Below are 20,722 nucleotides of genomic sequence, written 5' to 3'. Positions count from 1 at the left end.
TCCTACCTCCCGATCGTCTTTTTCATATGGACAACTGTTCCATGCCCCACCTGCGATTCTACTGTTACCTCATCCATAAACGCTTCCATGAATGTAAACCCCATCCCTGAACGATCTTTCTCCGGCTTTGTTGTAAAAAGAGGCTCCATGGCTTTTGAAACATCTCTGATCCCCACACCCTTATCGATCACATCAATCCATAAGTTCTGCCCTTCCCTTCTGCAGAAAATCTCTATCTTCCGCACTTTCCCTTCATAAGCATGAATAATACAGTTTGTCACAGCCTCTGACACAGCCGTTTTCAGATCTGCCACCTCCTCCAGAGTCGGATTCAGCTGTGTGCAGAAAGCTGCCGCTGCAACCCTCGCGAGTCCTTCATTCTCCGGTCTGCTGTCAAAAATAATTTTCATTTCATTGGTATTTTCCATAATAGTTTTCTTCCCCCTCTCTTCAGACTTCCCCACGGATTTCAACAAATTTATATACTCCGGACAGGTGCAGCAGCTTCTCAATATAAGAGTTTACTCCTGTAGCCTGTATACAGTCACCGCGCATCCCCATCATCCGGTATCTTCCCATGATCAGTCCTATCCCTGAACTGTCCATAAACGCTGTTCCGGAAAAATCAAATGTGATCGTCCGTATATATTTTTTCCGTATGATATCATCGGAATCTCTGCGTATTTCATCCGTCACCATATGATCTACTTCCTCCGGTAAATGAATTATCAGAGAATTTCCCTGTATTTCAAATCTGTTCTCCATCATACCCCTCCTCACTTTCTGCCAGGCAGATATCTGCAACCTCAGCAGAGGACTTACCTGAATCGCTAAAAAAAGAGACACATGACTCCCATGCATCTCTTTTGTATCTTTACATCTTCTTATATTGTTTTATGTCTTCTGCCACGTCTGAATGAAAAACCGGTATCAGTATCCGGAATCGTCATAATCACCGGTATCATAATTTCCATCATCTCCCATATCACCATCAGAGTTATCATAAGAACCGTCTCCATAGTCCCCGCTGTCATAGGAACCATCGTCATAACTTCCATCGTCCGATGAATCCGAAGAAGCATCTCCATCTGCGCTGTCACCACTGTCCGTGCCGTCTGCTGCTGTCGCATCTGTAGTTCCTTCAATCCCGGTTGTCCCCGTAGTGTTACAGATCGTATTGTAGATTCCCTTCAGATCCGCAGGCAGCAGATCCGCATAAACATTCTGTATCTTCAATGCAGCCTCATCTGCATTCTGCTGCTGTAATGCTGCATATGCTTCGATCAGAGCTTCATAACTGCTGCTCTTTTTCTTCTCTTCCTCTATCTGTTTGGAAGCAGCCTCAACTGTGTCCCCTGATTCCTGAGCCTGGCTCTGTGCCTTGGTCAGCTCAGCTCCCTGGCTGGACACTGCATCACTGTATTTCACAATCTGCTGATTCGCTTCCCTGTAGATTCCCTGACGTATTGCAGGAACAGCCAGAAGATAAAACGCCAGCAATCCTGCACAAAATCCGGCAACCAGTGTAAAGAACAGAGGAATCCTTCCTTTTTCTTTATACTGCGGAATCTGGATTGCCATATCATTCTCACTGCTGTCCACAGCTTTCCTGTTTCTTTTATTCTGGCGTTCCAGACGTGTGGATACTCCGGTCTGTTCGTCAATCTCTCTCAGGAAACGAAGAGTTGTTGTATTCGTTTTATCAATCCGCGCCGCTTTCCTTAACGTCCTTCTTGCCTTATTATATTCTCCCTCTTTCATCTGCACGAGCGCCAGAAGATGATACCCTTTAATCAGCTTTGGATTCTGCATAAGAATCTTCTTCAGCCTGATCGCAGCCATATCCTCATGTCCTTCCCTGCAGAGATTTAAGGCATCATTATACTTTCTGATCGTTTCATTGATTGCCTCAAGCTTATTGGAATTCGCCTGCAGCTTGTTAATATATTCTGACGCCAGATTTCTGGAGGGCTGGAGATTCTTACTGATCACCCACTCACTGAGTGCGGCAACCACCTCTCCTGTCTCAAAATATACCAGTCCAAGAAGATTTCTCGCCTGAATGTTATGCTTATTATAAATAAGGCTCTGCTTCAGACAGTCAATCGCCCCTGAAAGATCACGGACACTGGCTTTCTCAAGCCCCCGGTTGTAATACTGCCTGGAAAGATAATCCACCTTCTTCTGGATCAGCACATTACATCCACATTTCGGGCAGTAATCCAGATCCTTGTCTACCAGAAACGCGCCACAATTCATACAATTCATGTGTATCTCCTTATTTTACCCGTCTGCCGCTTTTGGCTTCACGGAGAACCTCCTGAAGGATATCCAGGATATCCGTCAGTTCCCTGTCATAAATCGCTCCCTCCGCATCTGCCACATCCAGACAGGGCTCAAATTTCTTCAGTTCCTCTTCATAATCTATCATTTCTTATTTCTCCTGATCACATCTTTAATCTCACCGACAAGATACAGAGAACCCACGCAGAAGAGCATTCCGTTATCCCCCTTTACTTCCAGTGCTCTGGTAAAGGCTTTCTCAACGTTCTCCGCCACTTCCACAGAAGAAGCACCCGCTTCTGTAAAAAGCTTTGCAAACCTCTCAGCAGGAACCTGGCGATATCCGCCAACAGAGGTTACTACCACATGACGGAACGTGATCCTGCTGCAGATCGTATGTATCATATCTGTATAATCTTTGTCATCTACTGCTGAGAAAAGCAAAGTCAGCGGACATTCTTTCTGAAAATGTTCTGCTGTCTCTACAAATTTCTCTACCCCGTCCTCATTGTGAGCACCGTCCACGATCACGCCCGGAAGCACTGTTTCCATTCTTCCCTGCCAACGCGTTCCGGCAATTCCCGCATGGATCTGATCCACAGATACAGGAATCACATTCTGCAGAACCTCAATCGTCTTTAATGCAAGTGCACTGTTCATCACCTGATACTTTGCAATAAACGGAATAGAGAAAACCATATCCTTATAATACTCATTCCGGAATGCAAAATCAATTCCCGCCGAAGTATTTCTGATCACTTCTGTATCTGATCTCTTCACTTCATAAGCAGGACTTCCCAGTTCTTCTGCTCTGGCACGGATCACTTCTGCTGCATCCGGGTCGTTTCCGTCATAGATTACCGGTACACCGGGTACAATGATCCCTGCTTTCTCTCCTGCGATCTTCGCAACCGTATCTCCCAGATACTGCATATGATCCAGACTGATCGATGTGATCACACAGGCAACAGGATTCTCAACAGCAGTAGTCGCATCCAGCCTTCCGCCCAGACCTGTCTCCAGAGTCACATAATCCACCCCTGCATCTGCAAAGATCACCATTCCCATAAGAAACAGCATCTCAAAATAAGTAGGATGATAGCTACCCTCTGCAACCAGTTCATCCGCAAGTACCTTTACTTTCTCAAAAGCTTTCAGAAAAGTATCATTATCAATATTCACCTCATTGATCTGGAAGCGTTCATTGATCTCCACCAGATGAGGAGAAGTAAATAATCCGCAGGAATATCCTGCCTCTCTCAGAACAGATGTCAGAAACGCACATGTACTTCCCTTTCCATTGGTTCCTGCCACATGGATCACCTTAAATTTATCCTGAGGATTGCCAAGTCTTCTCAGACATTCCTTTGTGTGATCCAGACTGTTCTTCTTTGTAAATTTCGGAGTTTCATCAATATAAGCAACTGCTTCTTCGTAATTCATAAAAAAATTCCACCACTTATCTATAATGTATTTAGTTACTCTAACATTATATAATAGTGGTGGAAGATGTCCAGTACCAATCGTAATATTTTATCCGACAAAATTATGGATTAATTCTCATTCGTACCAGCACTTTCTGTTAATTTCCATTTATTATTTGAATAAAGTGCATAGCAGGACCGGTCATAGCTCTTGCTCAGCGGTTTTCGCGTCGAACTGTTGCTTCGCTGGATCACCGCCAGCCTGTCGAAATCATTCAGCTCCGTACCTGTGATCATCAGTGTAGTCGGATTGATATAGACCGTATCATACCATTCTCCGTTCAGCTTGATTTCACTGGACGGCGTAAATTCCGTTCCCTTAATGTAATATGTATGATCTGCCTCAGAGATACATTGAATGGAATCCAGAGTCACATCATAGATTCCCATACGCATTCTGGTACGCAGATAAGGACTTTCGCCGCTTTCCCCGTAGGAATATCTCTTTCCATAAAGGAGGTCATACTGCAGGGTTTCCAGATCCACCTGATAATTTCTGGTATTTCTTCTTGCCTGATGATAGCGGAAAACGGTTCCCTCATGGATTCCCACACGATCCATAACCTCTGCCGCCATCTGATATGCTGCAAGATTTTCCTTCTTTTTCTTAAGTCCGAAGTTATCCCACATCACATATTCTGTCTGGAACAGATACTTGTTCTTCAGGTCTTCCACAGTCAATCCCATAGTCGGAAGGTGGTCACCGTACATAACAAGAACCACATCCTCAGGATAATCTGCAAGCTTGTCTGTCAGCTCTTTGACAAAATTATCCATCTCATGGATCTCATTTACGTAATATTCCCATTTATTGTTCTCTTCCTCAGTCGGTGCACCGGAAACTGTGATCTCAGGATTTTCCAGAATCTGCTCATCCGGATACGCACCATGTCCCTGTACAGAAATAGTATATACATAATCCGGTCCCTCAGTGGAGTCCAGACATTTCAGGATTTCATCTGTCAGAACCTCATCCTTTACCCAGCCATTTGGATTCTTCTCGTTCTCTCTTGCCATGTACTCTTCGGAAGTAAAAGTATCAAATCCGAGATTCGGAAAAATAGATCTTCTTCCATAGAAATTTGCCTCATTATTATGAACTGCATGGGTGGTATAACCCAGATTCTTCAGTATATAAGGTGCACTCTCACATGTAGTCTCTCTAAGAATACTCTTATAAGGATATTCCCCAGGTCCAAAATAATGCATACTCATTCCTGTAATGGATTCAAATTCCGTATTGGCAGTACCTGCACCGACAGACGGAACCTTATAATATCCTGAAGAATATTCCTTCATCAGCTTACGGAAGGTCGGAATCGGGTCTTCTGAAATATCCAGGTAATTAACCAGCGTAGGATCAAAGAATGATTCTAACTGCAAAAACAGAATATTCGGCCGCTTTTCTTCCTGCGTTTCCGGAAGATTCTTTTCCGTCTTCTCAATTCTTTTGATTTCTTTCTCAGAATAATCTCTCGGACAACTGATTCCCGTATTGAAAATCGTAGTTGCCAGACAGTAAGGATATCCATAATCCTCATATGCAAAAGCAATATTTCCAAAGTAATTGGAAAGCACCCTCTTCTCCAGTGCCAGTTGTGTACTTCCTGCAAAAAGAGCAACAGCCAGCAGGATCAGAGGAATATTGTAGCGATATTTAATCTTTTTCTGATACTTCGGTCCTTTAATAAGCAGCATCAGCAGTAAAATAACAAGAATCCCAAACAGGATGCAGACTGCCACAACGCCTGCAACAGGCAGATATTTGTTGGCAATCTTCATTGCATCTGTGATCAGATGCAGATCCGGTCCGGTAAAAGGTGTAACACGGTTCAGCAGGAGAACACCGTTAATAATGGCCAGTATCAGCCAGAACAACGTAACCAGTACTCTCCAGAATACTCTCCTGTGAAACAGATAAACAATTAGTGACGAAGTAAAAATGAATGCCGCATTATATGCAAAAACCAGAGGTCTCTGTGTCATATAATTCCAGGCTTCTATAAACGAGTGACGGCAGATTGCCTCCATAACAAAATATCCCGCTGCGCTGGCAAGTACATGGAGTAAAAGGGAGATTTTGTTACAAATCTTATACAATTTCATCTAAACACTCCCTTATTTCTTAAGCTGCTCTAACTGTCCTTTAACCTTATCCATCATTTCTTTATATTTCGCAAGTTTGTCTTTCTCCGCATCCACCTTGGCAGCAGGTGCCTTGTTTACGAAATTCGGATTATTCAGCATACCTTCACATCTTGCGATCTCTTTTGTGAGACGTTCTGTTTCTTTTGTAAGACGTTCAATCTCTTTATCTTTGTCGATCAGGTCTTCCAACGGCATATATACAACCGCATTGGAAACAACTACGGAAACTGCATCTTCACTGATTCCGTTCTTGTCTGTCTGTACCAGAATCTCTTTTGCAAATGCAAGATTTACAAAGGATTTCTTGCTGTTCTCATACATTGCTGCTGTTTCAGCATCCTTTGCCACAATATGCAGGCTTGTCTTGCGGTTATTCGGAACATTCATCTCTGTTCTGGTATTACGGATACCTCTTACAACCTCTTTGAAGCCCTCGATTGCTTTCTCAGCATCCGGGAAGTTTCTCTCTTCTCTGTATACAGGCCATTCGGAGATCATAATAGACTCTTCTTCAGGAAGAAGTGTGCAGTAGATTTCCTCTGTGATAAACGGCATATACGGATGAAGAAGCTTCAGACCTTCTGTCAGCGCTGTTCTTAATGTCCAGAGTGCATCATTTGCAGCCTTCGGATCTTCCTCTGCCTTCCACAGACGAACCTTAGCCATCTCAATATACCAGTCGCAGAGTTCATCCCACAGGAAGTCATAAACCTTCTGTACTGCAATACCAAGTTCATATTTTTCCATGTTCTCTGTTGCTTCACGAATCACTGTATTTAAGTGAGACAGAATCCATTTATCCTCTGCACAGAGATCATTTAAGTTCTCCGGCTCTGTCACTGTCTTGCCTTCCAGGTTCATCATGATGAAACGGGAAGCATTCCAGATCTTGTTTGCGAAGTTACGGCTTGCTTCTACCTTTTCCCAGTAGAAACGCATATCATTTCCAGGTGCATTACCTGTCATCAGAGTAAGACGAAGAGCATCTGCGCCGTATTTATCAATAACTTCCAGAGGATCGATACCGTTTCCAAGAGACTTACTCATCTTACGTCCCTGGGAGTCACGTACCAGACCATGGATCAGTACATGATGGAACGGAACCTGATCAGTCTGCTCCAGAGCAGAGAATACCATACGGATAACCCAGAAGAAGATAATGTCATATCCTGTAACAAGTACATCTGTCGGATAGAAATATTCCAGTTCCGGTGTTTTCTCCGGCCAGCCAAGTGTGGAGAATGGCCATAATGCAGAACTGAACCAGGTATCCAGTGTATCCTCATCCTGATGAAGATGTGTGCATCCGCATTTCGGGCATTTCTCAGGCATTTCTCTTGCAACTACTACTTCACCGCACTCATCACAGTAATAAGCCGGGATTCTGTGTCCCCACCATAACTGTCTGGAAATACACCAGTCACGGATATTCTCAAGCCAGTGAAGGTAAGTCTTGTCAAAACGGGACGGAACAAATTTCAGATCTCCGTCATCCAGTGCTTTGATCGCTGCCTTTGCCATCTCGTCCATCTTTACAAACCACTGTGGTTTGATCATAGGCTCTACGGTTGTACCGCAGCGGTCATGTGTTCCAACACTGTGATTGTGGGGAACTACTTTTACCAGAAGTCCAAGTTCTTCCAGATCTGCAACCATTGCCTTACGTGCTTCATAGCGATCCATACCTGCGTATTTACCGCCAAGTTCGTTGATTGTTGCATCATCATTCATGATGTTGATTTCTTCCAGATTGTGACGGCGTCCAACCTCAAAATCGTTAGGGTCATGGGCAGGTGTGATCTTTACACATCCTGTTCCGAATTCTTTGTCTACATATTCATCGGCGATCACCGGAATCTCTCTGTCTGTGAGAGGAAGCTTCAGCATCTTGCCGATGAGATCCTTGTAGCGCTCATCTTCCGGATTTACGGCAACAGCAGTATCACCCAGCAGGGTTTCCGGACGTGTAGTTGCAATCTCTACGAAACGTCCCTCTTCCCCTACGATCGGGTAATTAATGTGCCAGAAAAATCCGTCCTGATCCTCATGCTCAACCTCTGCATCAGAGATGGAAGTCTGGCATACAGGACACCAGTTGATGATTCTGGAACCTTTGTAGATATAGCCTTTTTCATATAATTTGATAAATACTTCCTGTACTGCCTTGGAACATCCCTCATCCATTGTGAAACGTTCTCTCTCCCAGTCTGCGGAAGCACCCAGTTTCTTTAACTGATTGATGATCTTTCCGCCGTACTCCTCTTTCCATGCCCACGCATGTTTTAAGAATTCCTCACGGCCGATATCGTGTTTGTCGATACCTTCTTTTTTCAGCTTGTCGATAACCTTAACCTCTGTAGCGATAGCTGCATGGTCAGTTCCCGGCTGCCATAATGCTTCATAGCCCTGCATTCTCTTGAAACGGATCAGGATATCCTGCATGGTTTCATCCAGCGCATGTCCCATGTGAAGCTGGCCGGTTACGTTTGGCGGCGGCATAACAATGGTAAACGGTTTCTTGTCCGGATTTACTTTTGCATGGAAATATCCATTGTCCATCCATTTTGTGTAAAGACGCTCTTCGATTCCCTTAGGATCGTAAGTTTTTGCAAGTTCTTTGCTCATAATGTCCTCCTAATTATATATCTGAAACTAAAGTATCTACGGATTACTCCGTTATAAAGCAGTCACCCTGACAACCAAACAAATAAGCATACTGACTTCGCTTTCCGCATCCAGCCAGATAACTGTGTCATAAACTTATTCGATAAAAAACGCCCCTCACACGCATTATACGTGCAAAGGGCGACATTGATCGCGGTACCACCTTAGTTTGTCTCTCATTCCCTTAACGCGGGATACGTGAAAGCCTACCATGCGCGTATATGAATCTCAACACTATCATACCACTCACTTCAGCCTCCCGGCTCCAAAGCTACCTTCAGCACTTCTGTTCCCGGGAAACCTTCCAGCTTATAAGCTTCCCTCTCTGTGGGGCATTACCGCCTACTCCTCTTTTTCACAGCCTTTTTCTGGATTCTACTATAATGAAAAAAGCTTTTTTTGTCAAGGATGTTTCACGGGATTTCACAAATTTATGCCTGCAATTGTTTATCAAATGGATAAAATCAGCCTCTTTGCCGACTGCTAATAACTTAGTAACTGTTCCGCAGTTTATTCGGTTAAATATATAAAAACAGCGAGCAAACATTTGGTTTACCCGCTGTAAAAGAAATACTAAATTATGGTCTTTTTGTAAAAAGGGATTTTATCTGCTATATTATTTACAGAGCTTCTTAAACTCGTCTGCTACGAACTGAACTTTCGTACCGATTACAACCTGAACAGAATTTTTGCCAGATCTGATTACACCGGCTGAGAATGAGAAGCCTGCACGGAATCCTAATAATACTGTGACCACGGTAAAGATACCATATAATAATGCATAAATAACATAGAGTCCAAGAGTCAGGAACATGAAACCAAATTCGAACGGCTCTGTAACACCGCAGATAAATGCACAAAGTGCTGCGGAAGCTACCAGACCAATAGCAACTTTTATTTCTCCCTGTTTCTTTTTAAAACCGATTCCCCGTCCCATCACAATTACTTCTGCACCGGATTTCTCATATGCCGAGATAATATTGTTATTGATCACTTTTTAATTTTGTCAAAAATCGCTATTGTATTTTCATTCTTCTTTGTGTTTTATCAGATATTTTTCACATCTTATCCTGTATTTTTCTTTTTCTTCTTTTCTGCAATAAAGCGACAAATCGTTTATTCCACACTTTTCAGGGATTCTACCATGTCAATCTTCTTTAATTTCTGATGCATAAACAGATTTACAATCATGGAGAATCCAATTGTCAGCAGTCCGCAGTACAGGAAACTGACAGGATTAATATTTCTTCCGAACATGACCGCATCCACTTCCACAGTACGGATAATATATCTGTGCAAAAAGATTCCGAATACAGCCCCTGCCAGCACGCCGATGAGGGTAAGGATAACGTTCTCCCTGTATACATAGGCAGAAACTTCATTATCATAGAATCCCAGTACCTTCAGGGTTGCCAGTTCTCTCTGGCGTTCCGTAATATTGACATTGTTCAGATTATACAGGACTACGAAAGCAAGCATTCCCGCAGAAATGATCAGCACTATGATTACCGTATCCAATGCTCCAAGCATTCTGTGAAGCTGAGCCTCCAGACTGCTGGTATAGCTGATGCTTAATGCAGCCGGGTGCTTCAGGATCTCATTTCCCACCTCAGATTCTGATTCTTTGTACTCCTCTTTTACCGTGAAAACAGTTGCAGAATAGTTCGGCTTCTCCCCGAAGGTCTGTTCATAGACATTTCCTGTCATATAAATATAATGTCCCATGTAATTCTCTGTCACTGCTGCGATCTTTGTCTCATAATTTTTCCCATCCTTTGTGATGGTCATGGTATCCCCGACTTTCAGTCCTGTCAGAGTTGCCGTCTTCTCACTGATCACTGTACCTGCTTCCGTCAGCTTATATTTCTCTTTTGTCTTTCTGTCCTGAAGAGTTACATCCTTATTAAAGGTCTCAAGATTCTCAGGCACATACACATATACGCTGATATTGGATTTATTTCTGGGAACACTCATCTTGGTAAACTGCACATGGGTATATCTCTCGATCTGGCTGTCATTCTTCAAAAATTCATCCAGCTCCTGTCTCTCCTTATCCGTTGCCTCCTCATCATCAATGATCGTTCCTGTATAATGCTGAAGCTCCTGATACTGCCGTCTGGCAATATCCATAATGGAATCCCTGAGTCCAAAACCTACCAGCATTAGCGCCATACTTCCCGAAATACCGAAAATCGTCATAAAGAAACGTTTTTTATATCGGAAAAGGTTTCTCAGAGTAGATTTCCATGTAAAATTCAAGTGCTTCCAGAAAAGCGGGATCCGTTCCAGCAGGATTCTCTTACCCTCTTTGGGAGCAGGAGGACGCATCAGTGATGCCGGAGTTTCCGCCAGTGCCCTGTAACAGGAGAAAATGGTGGCTCCGACAGTACACACAGTTGCTGCACCTGCTGCTATCATTGCAAATTTTAATTCATAACGGATCTGGATATTGTTCATCATACCCTTATACATAATGCCATACCCGTTAATAATAACCCAGGGCAGGATTTTCTCTCCGATCAGAATTCCCAGGATACTGCCTCCCACTGTGGCAAGAAAGGCATACAGCAGATATTTGGATGCAATTGCATACTTGCCGTATCCCAGAGCCTTCATTGTACCGATCTGGGTTCTCTGTTCCTCCACCATTCGTGTCATGGTAGTCAGACTTACCAGTGCAGCCACCAGGAAAAAGATAACAGGGAAAACCTGTCCGATACTTCTTATTCTGTCTGCATTATCCCCATAATCTGAATATTCCGGCAGATCATTGCGGTCCGTTACCATCCATTCCGGCATACTGATATCATCGATCTCATCCTGGGCATCCTGAATCTTCTTCTCACCGTCTGCAATTTCTTTCTCTGCATCCCTCTTGCCGTCTTCGTATTCTTTTTTACCTTCTTCCAGATCCTTCTCAGCTTTTTTGATGTCCTTTCTGGAATCCTTCAGCTTCTGTTCGTTCTCTGAGATTTCCTTCTCTCCATCCCTCAGCTTCTGTTCATTGTCGGCAATCTCTTTCTCGCCGGAAGCAAGCTTCCCTTCATTCTCCCGAATCTGTGCTTCTCCCGAAGCAAGTTCTGCCTCCTTCTCCTCTAACTGCGCCTGGCTGGAATTTAGTTTTGCTTTTGCAGCATCGATCTGTTCCTGTGCTGACTCAAGCTGGGCTTCTTTTTCCTGAATCTCTTTTCTGGCTGGTTCCAGCTTCTTCTCCTGAGCCTTCACCTCTTTCCATCCTGCATCAATCTTTGCCTGGGCATCGGGAAATACGGCCTCCTGCTGGTTCAGTTCTGCTTCCTTTGCATCAAGCTGGGACAGTCCGCTCTCCACCTGGCTTAAACCACTCTCCAGTTCACTTCTTGCTGCTGCGATCTGGTTTCTGGATGCTTCCAGCTGGGCTGCCTGACTGTCCACCTGCTCCTGATAAGCGGAAACCTGTGCTGCCAGAGCCGCCAGGTCTTCCTCGGAATATGTGCCTGAAGCTTGTGCCTGCTCATACTGTGCCTGCAATGCTGCAAGCTGACTTCTGGCACCCTCAAGCTGAGCCTCTCCTTCTGCAAGTCCGGCCTCCTGCTGCTCAATCTGCGCAAGTCCCTGATTGCAGCTTTCCTTTTTGGCATTTAAGTCCTGTCTGGTTGCTGCAATCTGCTCTCTGCCTGACTGAATCTGCGCCTTTCCATTGTCAAGTTCCTGCTGGCTCTGGGTAAGCTGCGTCTTTGCATCCGCAATCTGCTTCTCACCGGCGCTTAACTGATTCTTGCCATCCTCAAGCTGTGCTTTTCCATCATCAAGCTTTGCCTGGTTCTCTGAAACCTCCGCCCATCCTGCATTCAGCTGTTCCTTTGCAGATGCGATCTGTGCTCTGCCACTGGCAAGCTGCTCTTTCGCACTGGCAAGCTGGGATCTGCCATCCTCTAATTCCTTCTTTGCATCTGCAAGCCGGGCTTTTCCATCCTCCAGTTCCTTTTTTGCGTCTGCAAGCTTTTTCTTGCCATCCTTATATTCCTTCTTGCCGTCTTTTAACTTCTTTTTGCCGTCCTCCAGTTCCTGTCTGGCATCCGCAAGCTTCTCATTAGCTTCCTTCTTTCCGTCTTCAAGTTCCTGTCTGGCATCTGCAAGCTTGTCATTAGCTTCCTCTACAATCTCATCATATCTGACCTGACACCGTTCTGCCTCAATCCCCTCCACTTGCTCCTGCACTCTCTCTATCAGGGAATCATAAGCATCTGTATAGCTGATCAGATCCTGTGCCCCATGAGCCTGCACATAAATCTGCGTATACACTTCCTGGTCAAAATCCTCAGGGAGCACATAGGCAAATCCATTAACCTCACCGGAACCCAAAGTGGAATTTCCGCGATTATAGGATATGTAGAGAGGACTCTCTCCTAAACCCACAACTGTATAATCTGTCTTTTTCAACAGTTCGCTGTCTCCGCCCTCTTTCAGGGTAATCTGATCACCCACCTTATATCCATTGCTCTCAGCAAAAATACAGTCAAGGAAAATCTCTCCGCTTTTTTCCGGAGCTTTTCCCTCTGTCACTGAGATCCGATTCATGGTTTGATCCACAGCTTCCACATGAAGTACCTTCTGCTTCTCGCCTTCTCCACACATTACATCTGTACCATAGGCGCCCTCTGCATTCTCTACTCCGTCCACCTGCTTAATGGCAGCTACATCATCCTCCGTCAGTCCCAGAGTTCCCATTACTTTGATATCCATAAGATTGGTTTCATCATAATAGGCATCACCTGAGAAGCGCATATCCGGTGACGAGGCCTGTATCCCGGAGAAAAACGCAACTCCCAGAGCAACGATCATAAATATGGAAATAAATCTGGCTTTGCTCTTGCGTATCTCCATCCAGAAATCTTTATGCATTGCTTTCATATTCATCACCTACCATTCTATCTCCTCTATGGGTGTAGGATGGTCATTCATTGTCATCCTGGAAACCTTGCCGTTCTTGATCTTGATCACACGGTCTGCCATAGGTGTCAGCGCCGAGTTATGGGTAATGACGATCACTGTCATTCCACGCTCCCTGCACATATCCTGCAACAGCTTCAGGATTGCCTTACCAGTCTGGTAGTCCAGTGCACCTGTGGGCTCATCACACAGTAAGAGCTTGGGATTCTTCGCCAGTGCCCTGGCAATGGAAACTCTCTGCTGCTCACCACCGGAAAGCTGTGCCGGGAAATTGGTCAGTCTGTCCTTCAGTCCCACTTCCTCCAGAACCTCCTTGGCATCCAGCGGATTTTTACAGATCTGCAATGCCAGTTCTACGTTCTCCAGTGCTGTAAGATTAGGCACCAGATTATAGAACTGGAATACAAATCCAATATCATTTCTCCGATAACCGGTAAGCTGCCTGCTGTTATATCTGGCAATATTCCTTCCATCCACCAGAACTTCTCCGCTGGTAGCCTGATCCATACCCCCAAGAATGTTCAGCACTGTTGTCTTGCCCGCACCGCTGGGACCAACGATCACTACAAACTCTCCCTTGGCAATCTCAAAGCTGATCTCATCTACTGCAACGATTTTTACTTCCTTTGTTCCATATATCTTGGAAACCTTATCCAGTTTTACATATGCATCTGTCATCTCATTCATCCGCATTTCCCCTGTAATTTTATTTTTGCTACACCGGTAATTTTATTTTGTTACAATTATTAACGATTCTTTTGACCCCGATTTATTTCCGTATTTATTTACAGGCAGGTCAAATTCTGACCTGCCTGGTAGTCTTAATGGTTATATTTATTGTAACACATTATACCTGTAATTAAAAATAAAATATTCATAAAAAATCCAGATACGTCAAAACCGCCTGATTATCTCAGGCGGTTCATCATTTTGACTATGCACAGCACATGCCCCTTTCTTCTTAATTGTATGTACCAGAACATCTTATATCTTCTTTACCCGTTATTATTTTACATTAAGCTGATGACGAAAATATAAAAGTGGGACTAAACATACATCATCTGACCTCGAATCTTTATTTTTACCTATGAAACTTTCTTTCATTTCTGTCAGGGACCTTTTGCCTGATATAAAATCAACCCCAGGCAGCTTTTTTTATTTTATCACCGCCTGAAATTATTACGCCCAGTACCATCCATATAATCTGGTACCATCTTTAGTTGTACAGTATGCTCTCACATAATAATTTTCATTCTTATTTAATTTTCCGGTTTTATCTGTATAAGATGTAATATTTCCATTTTTTATAGTTTTGATTTTTCTGTACTTCCGGGCATTTTCATCATATCTGTACAGAATATATCCCTGTGCGCCTTTTGCCTTTGTCCACTTAAACGTAAGGTTTTTCCCCTTCTTCTTTTTAGAAACATCACTTACATTCCCCGGTCGTCCCTGGACAGTCACTGTATTACTCTTCTTACTGTACTGGTCTGTATATATTCCGGCTAATGTTCTTACCCGGACTTTGTATTTCACTGTTCTCCCTACAGGGCTCTCAGGCTTATATGACGTAGTATTCTGGTCAACTTTGCTTACACATTTATATTTTTTTGTGGCTGTATCATATCTGTAAATATAATATTGAAAAGTATATTCTACCGGTGTCCAGTTTAATGTAGCATTACCATTTTTTGCATCATAAGATACTTTCAGTTTCGGTACCGGTACTGCTGTCGGTGCTGGTATTGTCTTGCAGGTCAGATTATGTTTCTTTGCATATTTTTCCGCATAAGAGCCCTTATCCGCGTAAATAGTAATGCCAGAAGCACCATCAAAAGCATCGTCACTGATTGCTGTTATACCGGAAGGCATAATAATACTCATATTTTTGCACTTTGCAAAAGCTTTCGACTCAATCGTTGAAGTTTTCCTCTCAATGAGCACTTTTTTTACATTTGAGCATCCATAAAAAGCTTTCCGCCCAATCACTTCCACAGCAGACCACACTCTTACCGATGCCATTGTATCATCACAATCTACACAGAATGTTCTGGAATCTCCTTCACTCCAGTCATCATAATAAGAAGTACCATCTTTATCTGTCAGAACATAATCATCATTATCCGTAATTTCCATAAATACCCTGTTCTTGTCTGCAAAAGCCTTAACAGACTCCGGAATTCCATTATCTCCTGCTCTGAATATTACCTTTGTATCCGCGTCAAAAGAATCCTGTTCTATTTCTGTGTCAAAAGAATCATAGTAGGAAACACCTGTATACTCCCACAGCTTCGGACAATTATAAAATGCCCTGCTTTCCAGCTTCGCTCCCTGATCAAAAGAAACTTTTCTGAGATTTTCACAGTTCTCAAAAGCAGATTTATCAATGCGTATATGATTTTTCCTTCTGTCAGCTCCCTCTTCTGCTTTCACAGTCTTTATGTTTATACATCCGTAAAAAGCTCTCTCTCCAACCTCTGAAACTACTTTTCCATTATACTCATAAGGTATTATGACATTCTCTGTATCTGTTCCCTTTGTCAGGCGGTATGTATCAGATTCTTTAAGATATTGATATGTAAATCCATTCGCATCCGCTTCCCCTGAGGATACTCCTGTTGCTTCATCCAAAAATCCGTCTGTATCTGCATCTGATTCCATTTTATCCTGAAATGCATCAGTTTCAGGATCCTGGCTATCTGTCTGGAATTCCTGTTTCTCTTCTTCTGCTCCATATTCCTGTACTTCCCCATCAGAAAATGTTACAGATTCTGATGCATAAACCGGAGCACCGGATAAACCAAGTGCTGCCGAAATAGCAACCGCTATGAACTTTTTTCTATCCATAAAAATTCCTCCATTCCGTGATATTTAACCGTTAATGTTAATATATCACAAGATGGAGGAATTTTGGTAATTATGGCATTAAATGTATTTTGATAGACATGAATCTTATTCTTCCATCTTGTTCCCCATAAAACAAAGAGTCTGCAGCATTTAGCCTGTCTTTTTTAATCTGCAGATCCTCAGGAAATAATCATTGCATAATTTGTGATCACTCTGGTCCACCGCGTATCAATAACTGGTCTGTTTAATGTCTGATAAGCATCCACCTGTACCATTATCTGTACGGCAGTGTCCAGTCCTTCATTATTTTCATCCTCATTCAGTTCCAGAGATCCGTTGACCAGAAAACTTTGAGCTGTTTTTTCTGCACCATTGGTAATTCCAGTCACAGGCTCAACAGCATCTGCCAGTCCCTGATAAATCCGGTCTCCTACAATAAAAGAATCCTGTTCCTCATAGTTTCCGGCAGGAAGATTCTTCTTATCAACAATATCCACAGCAGCACAACTTCCAGTCTGCATTTCTTCATCTGTATTCGTATCGAAAATCGGTGAATAGGAAAAATCAAAATACCTGCTCTGCGGAAAATCAGACAGATGAAGTGTATCCGTTCCTGCATTATAAAGAAATAATCGATTAACTTAATTTCTTTCACAAACAAATTTACCCGTTTATAAAGTACTATATCTTTTATCATTCTGAAACAATAATTCCTGTCTGTATTTATTTTTTATTTCCGGTTTACAAATCATGAAAAAACGTCTCTTTACAAAGTGAATTTGCAAATTCCAAAAATTTAAAGGAGGCAAAAAAATTATGCCAGGAACATTCAATGGAACAACTTTAACCATTTCAGCTACACCCGTAGACCATGCACTAATTCCCGATGAAGGTGCAACAAACGTAGCGGGAATTGCAATTGTGGGGTCAGATATGTATTGCGTAAAGACAACCGGTCTTAAAACTACATTACTCAAAACGACTGACTACATGGCAACAAAAGCAACTGCAGTAAAAAAAGATCTGAACTGGTTCGCTCTGGGACTTACCAAAATTGGAAATTATCTGTATATGCTTGCAGAAGACCATAAAGGTTACGGCGGTTCTACAACCATCGTAAAACTGGATACCAAAGGCAATCAGCTCGGTACGTACAGTATCAATGAAATTTGTCCAAAAGGCGCATTAGGTATCACTGCTGCTGACGGAACTAACGAGAAATTTATCATTATGCATTACGCTGACAAGAGCAATGCTGGGACATTAACTTTCAGTGTTGTAGACTGGAAGGCTGCTAAAGCAGCAAGTACATTCACAGTTACTAACTCAGGTTTTGGTTATACCACACGGCTTCAGGATATTTACTATCACACTTCATTTGGATTATTTATCCTGACAAATAACACTTTTTCAACACTTCAGAACCGTATTCTGGTAGTTGATTATCATCTTACTGATGATAAAGGTAAAAAATACACTCCATGTTCGGTCATCAATGTAAATAAAACAGGTGAATATAAACAGTACAACCTTGAATCAATCTGTATGAAAGCCAATCACCTTGTGCTTGCATCCAATGTTATAACATCCGATGGAACCGCAGAAGATAAATTCTCTGTACTGGAAGGCATTACCTACTCCGGTAAAACCTATACTTTTGCATGCGGTTTTAAAGCAGGAGCCCGTGTGCCTACCAAAGTAGATCCCAACTATGAAACAACCAATCTGGGATGTGTATCCTTTAACGGAAACAATACTCCATATTTTATAAAACAAAGTCAAGATAAAGTCGCTGTTCTTGGCTACTGTAAAAATTATATGAATACAAGCGCAGGTGTATCTCACTTTAAAACATTCACTGACGGTTTATTAGGTCATGCCAACGGTATGAGCTGTTTTAACGGAAAATTCTTTGTTGTCGCAAGAAATAACAAAGTGGTTGCTATCAGCAGTAACAAAGAGGATGAGGAAATAATATATACAGTAACTCCCAACGATAACGATAAATCATTTGCTCTTAAAGCAATTAATTATTTTTATGAGGCAAATACAGCTTTATTATTGTCCGTTGTTGACGGAACATTAAAGCTCTATAAATGTACATTTGAAAATGAAAAAAATGTAAAAGCCACTTATCTTTGTACACTGGTAAACGCCGGTCAGCCTACATCCCAGGATATTTTCTATCACAATAAATTAGGGCTTTTTGTCGGAACCAGTAATCCACATACTGTAAGTGGAGTAACGACTAAAATCACAACAAAAAACACCTTGCTTCATTATAATCTGAAAAAACTTGATGATAGCAAACTTTTATATCCGGATTTCGGATTTGTTACAGATATTCCTGCTAAAGATGCTCAGGGCCGCACATATAACAGTTTTGAACTGGAATCAGTGGCTCTGGATCAAAATAATAAATTAATCGCTGTGTGCAATGTCAATGTCAAAGATGCTACCCACACCAGTGGTTTAGCATCCACTGACGGCTTCTTTCAGTATAATACGCTTGAATTTATTACAGCTTGATTTCGCTACATCAATAACAGCATAAATTTCCATTATAAAAAGCAGGCAGTTTTTCGCCTGCTTTTTATAATTCCAATTTTCTATTTAACAACAACTTTTTTATTATCTGACCATACGCCAAACTGTTTAATACCATTCAACAACGTATATGCATGCGCTTTCAAATAGTAAACTCCCGGTTTTATATTTTTAAAAGTAACTGTATTTTTCTTTTGATTTTTTAATACAATATTTTCTCCTGAATCTGCATTCTTAAGTACGCAATCAAACCCATCACTGTATTTTAAATTTCCAAACTGTGCGGTTACTGTTTTCTTTTTCCCGGTAATTTTTATTAATTTTATATTATCTTTATTTAGTTTAACAGGAGGCATACGCATTTCATTAGACCACCTGCTATAACTTTTTTTACCATTTTGAACAGTATAAGAACGGACTCTGGCAAATCCCATAGTCGGCACTTTTTTTAATATACAGGTTGTGTTTGCAGAATTTTTATTAGCTAATACCTTAGTACCATCATATATTTGATATTGATATCCATCTGCATTCTTTACTTTTCCGCTCAAATCAATTGTAACATAGATTTGTTTGTTTACTATATCTGAATCAACAGATTTTATATACGGACGATTTGTTTCTGGTTTTGAAGCAGTTCCCTCACTTACAAAAGGAATACCATTCATCTTACAGTAATAGTATGCATATGAATTTTTCTTTCCATGAACTGTTAGAGAATCACAATTTATGAACGCCTCAGCACCTATCTCAGTAACTGTTTCAGGTATATATAACGTTTTCAGTTTTCGACAGTCAGCAAATGCAAAAAAATCTATACTTTGAAGATTTTGGGGAAGTTTAACACTCGTCAGTTCACCGCAGTATATAAATGCACTTTGTCCAATTTTTTTCACATTATCAGAAAGTATTACCCTTTTAAGCTTTGGACATGTGCTAAAGGCAAAAACTGGAACAGTATCTACTGAAGCCATCCACTCTACTTCTTCTATATTCAAATTATCTTCAAAACAAAATTTTTCTACTTTAGAAACCGAAGGAAGAAGCATTATCTTCTTATAATCTCCAGTTGGGTATTCTCCATACACACGGCTCTCTGAAATTTTCAACTGTTCATACTTATTTTTACTTTCAATGGTTATCTGTGATTTCATAGCAGCTTCTGCTGAGACAGATGCAGAAATTGCTACACACGTTAAAGCAATCAACAATATTTTCTTTACTTTCTTTGACTTCATAGAATCTCCTCCAATCAATAATATTCATCTATTATCATAGTATATCACTAACTATAAAAGATCCTGTATTTCTGGTATTAAAAGTATTCTAATGACCCCGAACCAAAATGCAAATTTAAATTAATCTCCACAGTTTTGCAGCAACATATGTTCGCCTGTAGTCTGAAAGCCTTTTGTTTAGCAGCTGCCTTAATTTCCAGCCTGGAATAGCCCTAAAAGCATCTCGGGCTGGAAATTTACATGTTATTGGCACCTTGAATCTGTGCTTCAGTCATACACATATCATGTTCTTTCGCAAATTTAAGAGTTGCCTTTAACCCTTTGGTTTTTTCTCCTTTCAAACCTTCGAATGCTACTTTTACATCTATCATGTAGCAGTATTCTAAAAATCTTTTCAATGCCTTTTCCTTCTGGCTGTTCTTAAATAATAATTCCCATACAGACATCATATCTTCATGATAGAGAAGAATAATGATATCTCCATACCTGACTGCAAAATAGTATTCCGTTAACATTTGATCACGCCTCTTCAGATTTACTGTGCAGGTACTGCATGATTTCTTCATAGCTCCGTCCACT

General features: G+C 41.8%; 14 protein-coding genes, 2 pseudogenes and 1 other annotated feature. Of the genes and pseudogenes, 1 reads left to right on the top strand and 15 read right to left on the bottom strand.

What is annotated here, in order from left to right; translation table 11 throughout:
• Nucleotides 1-2 precede the first annotated feature (2 nt).
• The 13 genes and pseudogenes from spoIIAB to G4417_RS11520 form a co-directional block, all read right to left on the bottom strand.
• Entirely contained in the window at nt 3-428 is a 426-nt protein-coding gene (spoIIAB, locus tag G4417_RS11580; RefSeq protein WP_173683542.1) for an anti-sigma F factor, read from the bottom strand.
• Between the two features lie 22 nt (nt 429-450).
• Complete coding sequence (locus tag G4417_RS11575; RefSeq protein ID WP_173683576.1) at nt 451-765, bottom strand: STAS domain-containing protein; 315 nt, start codon at nt 763-765, stop codon at nt 451-453.
• Nucleotides 766-930: 165 nt separating this feature from the next.
• Nucleotides 931-2,268 (bottom strand): tetratricopeptide repeat protein, encoded by a 1,338-nt coding sequence (locus G4417_RS11570; protein ID WP_173683541.1) that lies wholly within the window; start codon nt 2,266-2,268, stop codon nt 931-933.
• A 10-nt stretch (nt 2,269-2,278) separates the two neighbouring features.
• A complete protein-coding gene (locus G4417_RS11565; protein WP_173683540.1) occupies nt 2,279-2,431 on the bottom strand; it encodes a hypothetical protein in 153 nt (50 codons plus the stop codon).
• Nucleotides 2,428-3,726 carry a bifunctional folylpolyglutamate synthase/dihydrofolate synthase gene (locus tag G4417_RS11560; protein WP_173683539.1) on the bottom strand — a complete coding sequence of 433 codons (1,299 nt, stop codon included), beginning with the start codon at nt 3,724-3,726 and terminating at the stop codon, nt 2,428-2,430. Before G4417_RS11560 ends, G4417_RS11565 begins: the two co-directional genes overlap by 4 nt.
• 110 nt (nt 3,727-3,836) lie before the next feature.
• Nucleotides 3,837-5,873, bottom strand: coding sequence for an LTA synthase family protein (locus tag G4417_RS11555; protein WP_173683537.1), 2,037 nt, complete (start codon nt 5,871-5,873; stop codon nt 3,837-3,839).
• A 12-nt stretch (nt 5,874-5,885) separates the two neighbouring features.
• Nucleotides 5,886-8,540 (bottom strand): valine--tRNA ligase, encoded by a 2,655-nt coding sequence (locus G4417_RS11550; RefSeq protein WP_025579947.1) that lies wholly within the window; start codon nt 8,538-8,540, stop codon nt 5,886-5,888.
• Between the two features lie 173 nt (nt 8,541-8,713).
• Nucleotides 8,714-8,947, bottom strand: a binding site (T-box leader).
• A 248-nt stretch (nt 8,948-9,195) separates the two neighbouring features.
• A pseudogene (locus G4417_RS11545) lies at nt 9,196-9,489 on the bottom strand (hypothetical protein); the annotation flags it as partial.
• A pseudogene (locus G4417_RS17755) lies at nt 9,490-9,573 on the bottom strand (CAT RNA binding domain-containing protein); the annotation flags it as partial.
• A gap of 122 nt (nt 9,574-9,695) precedes the next feature.
• Nucleotides 9,696-13,478 (bottom strand): FtsX-like permease family protein, encoded by a 3,783-nt coding sequence (locus tag G4417_RS11535; protein ID WP_161276177.1) that lies wholly within the window; start codon nt 13,476-13,478, stop codon nt 9,696-9,698.
• Between the two features lie 3 nt (nt 13,479-13,481).
• On the bottom strand, nt 13,482-14,198 hold the full coding sequence (locus G4417_RS11530) for an ABC transporter ATP-binding protein (RefSeq protein ID WP_008707211.1): 717 nt from the start codon (nt 14,196-14,198) through the stop codon (nt 13,482-13,484).
• A gap of 492 nt (nt 14,199-14,690) precedes the next feature.
• The gene (locus tag G4417_RS11525; RefSeq protein ID WP_173683535.1) at nt 14,691-16,358 is read right to left on the bottom strand and encodes a leucine-rich repeat domain-containing protein; all 1,668 of its coding nucleotides are present in this window, start codon (nt 16,356-16,358) and stop codon (nt 14,691-14,693) included.
• 179 nt (nt 16,359-16,537) lie between these two features.
• On the bottom strand, nt 16,538-16,879 hold the full coding sequence (locus G4417_RS11520; RefSeq protein ID WP_173717689.1) for a hypothetical protein: 342 nt from the start codon (nt 16,877-16,879) through the stop codon (nt 16,538-16,540).
• Nucleotides 16,880-17,174: 295 nt separating this feature from the next.
• Between G4417_RS11520 and G4417_RS11515 the strand changes: the two genes are divergently transcribed.
• On the top strand, nt 17,175-18,887 hold the full coding sequence (locus G4417_RS11515; protein ID WP_173683532.1) for a hypothetical protein: 1,713 nt from the start codon (nt 17,175-17,177) through the stop codon (nt 18,885-18,887).
• A gap of 80 nt (nt 18,888-18,967) precedes the next feature.
• Here G4417_RS11515 and G4417_RS11510 read toward each other — a convergent pair whose 3' ends face one another.
• Together G4417_RS11510 and G4417_RS11505 are read right to left on the bottom strand one after the other, a co-directional pair.
• Entirely contained in the window at nt 18,968-20,143 is a 1,176-nt protein-coding gene (locus G4417_RS11510) for a leucine-rich repeat domain-containing protein (RefSeq protein WP_022381279.1), read from the bottom strand.
• A gap of 236 nt (nt 20,144-20,379) precedes the next feature.
• Nucleotides 20,380-20,722: hypothetical protein (locus G4417_RS11505; protein WP_207718449.1), on the bottom strand; the 343-nt coding region annotated here is incomplete at its 5' end.

The organism is Blautia wexlerae, assembly GCF_013300825.1.
GTDB lineage: Bacteria > Bacillota > Clostridia > Lachnospirales > Lachnospiraceae > Blautia_A > Blautia_A wexlerae_B.
This window is presented reverse-complemented; position numbering and strand designations above follow the sequence as displayed.

Excerpts from the sequence above, each read along its gene's own strand:
- spoIIAB (WP_173683542.1), bottom strand. The coding sequence starts at position 428 with ATGGAAAATACCAATGAAATGAAAATTATTTTTGACAGCAGACCGGAG.
- G4417_RS11575 (WP_173683576.1), bottom strand. The coding sequence starts at position 765 with ATGGAGAACAGATTTGAAATACAGGGAAATTCTCTGATAATTCATTTA.
- G4417_RS11570 (WP_173683541.1), bottom strand. The coding sequence starts at position 2,268 with ATGAATTGTATGAATTGTGGCGCGTTTCTGGTAGACAAGGATCTGGAT.
- G4417_RS11565 (WP_173683540.1), bottom strand. The coding sequence starts at position 2,431 with ATGATAGATTATGAAGAGGAACTGAAGAAATTTGAGCCCTGTCTGGAT.
- G4417_RS11560 (WP_173683539.1), bottom strand. The coding sequence starts at position 3,726 with ATGAATTACGAAGAAGCAGTTGCTTATATTGATGAAACTCCGAAATTT.
- G4417_RS11555 (WP_173683537.1), bottom strand. The coding sequence starts at position 5,873 with ATGAAATTGTATAAGATTTGTAACAAAATCTCCCTTTTACTCCATGTA.
- G4417_RS11550 (WP_025579947.1), bottom strand. The coding sequence starts at position 8,540 with ATGAGCAAAGAACTTGCAAAAACTTACGATCCTAAGGGAATCGAAGAG.
- G4417_RS11535 (WP_161276177.1), bottom strand. The coding sequence starts at position 13,478 with ATGAATATGAAAGCAATGCATAAAGATTTCTGGATGGAGATACGCAAG.
- G4417_RS11530 (WP_008707211.1), bottom strand. The coding sequence starts at position 14,198 with ATGAATGAGATGACAGATGCATATGTAAAACTGGATAAGGTTTCCAAG.
- G4417_RS11525 (WP_173683535.1), bottom strand. The coding sequence starts at position 16,358 with ATGGATAGAAAAAAGTTCATAGCGGTTGCTATTTCGGCAGCACTTGGT.
- G4417_RS11520 (WP_173717689.1), bottom strand. The coding sequence starts at position 16,879 with ATGCAGACTGGAAGTTGTGCTGCTGTGGATATTGTTGATAAGAAGAAT.
- G4417_RS11515 (WP_173683532.1), top strand. The coding sequence starts at position 17,175 with ATGCCAGGAACATTCAATGGAACAACTTTAACCATTTCAGCTACACCC.
- G4417_RS11510 (WP_022381279.1), bottom strand. The coding sequence starts at position 20,143 with ATGAAGTCAAAGAAAGTAAAGAAAATATTGTTGATTGCTTTAACGTGT.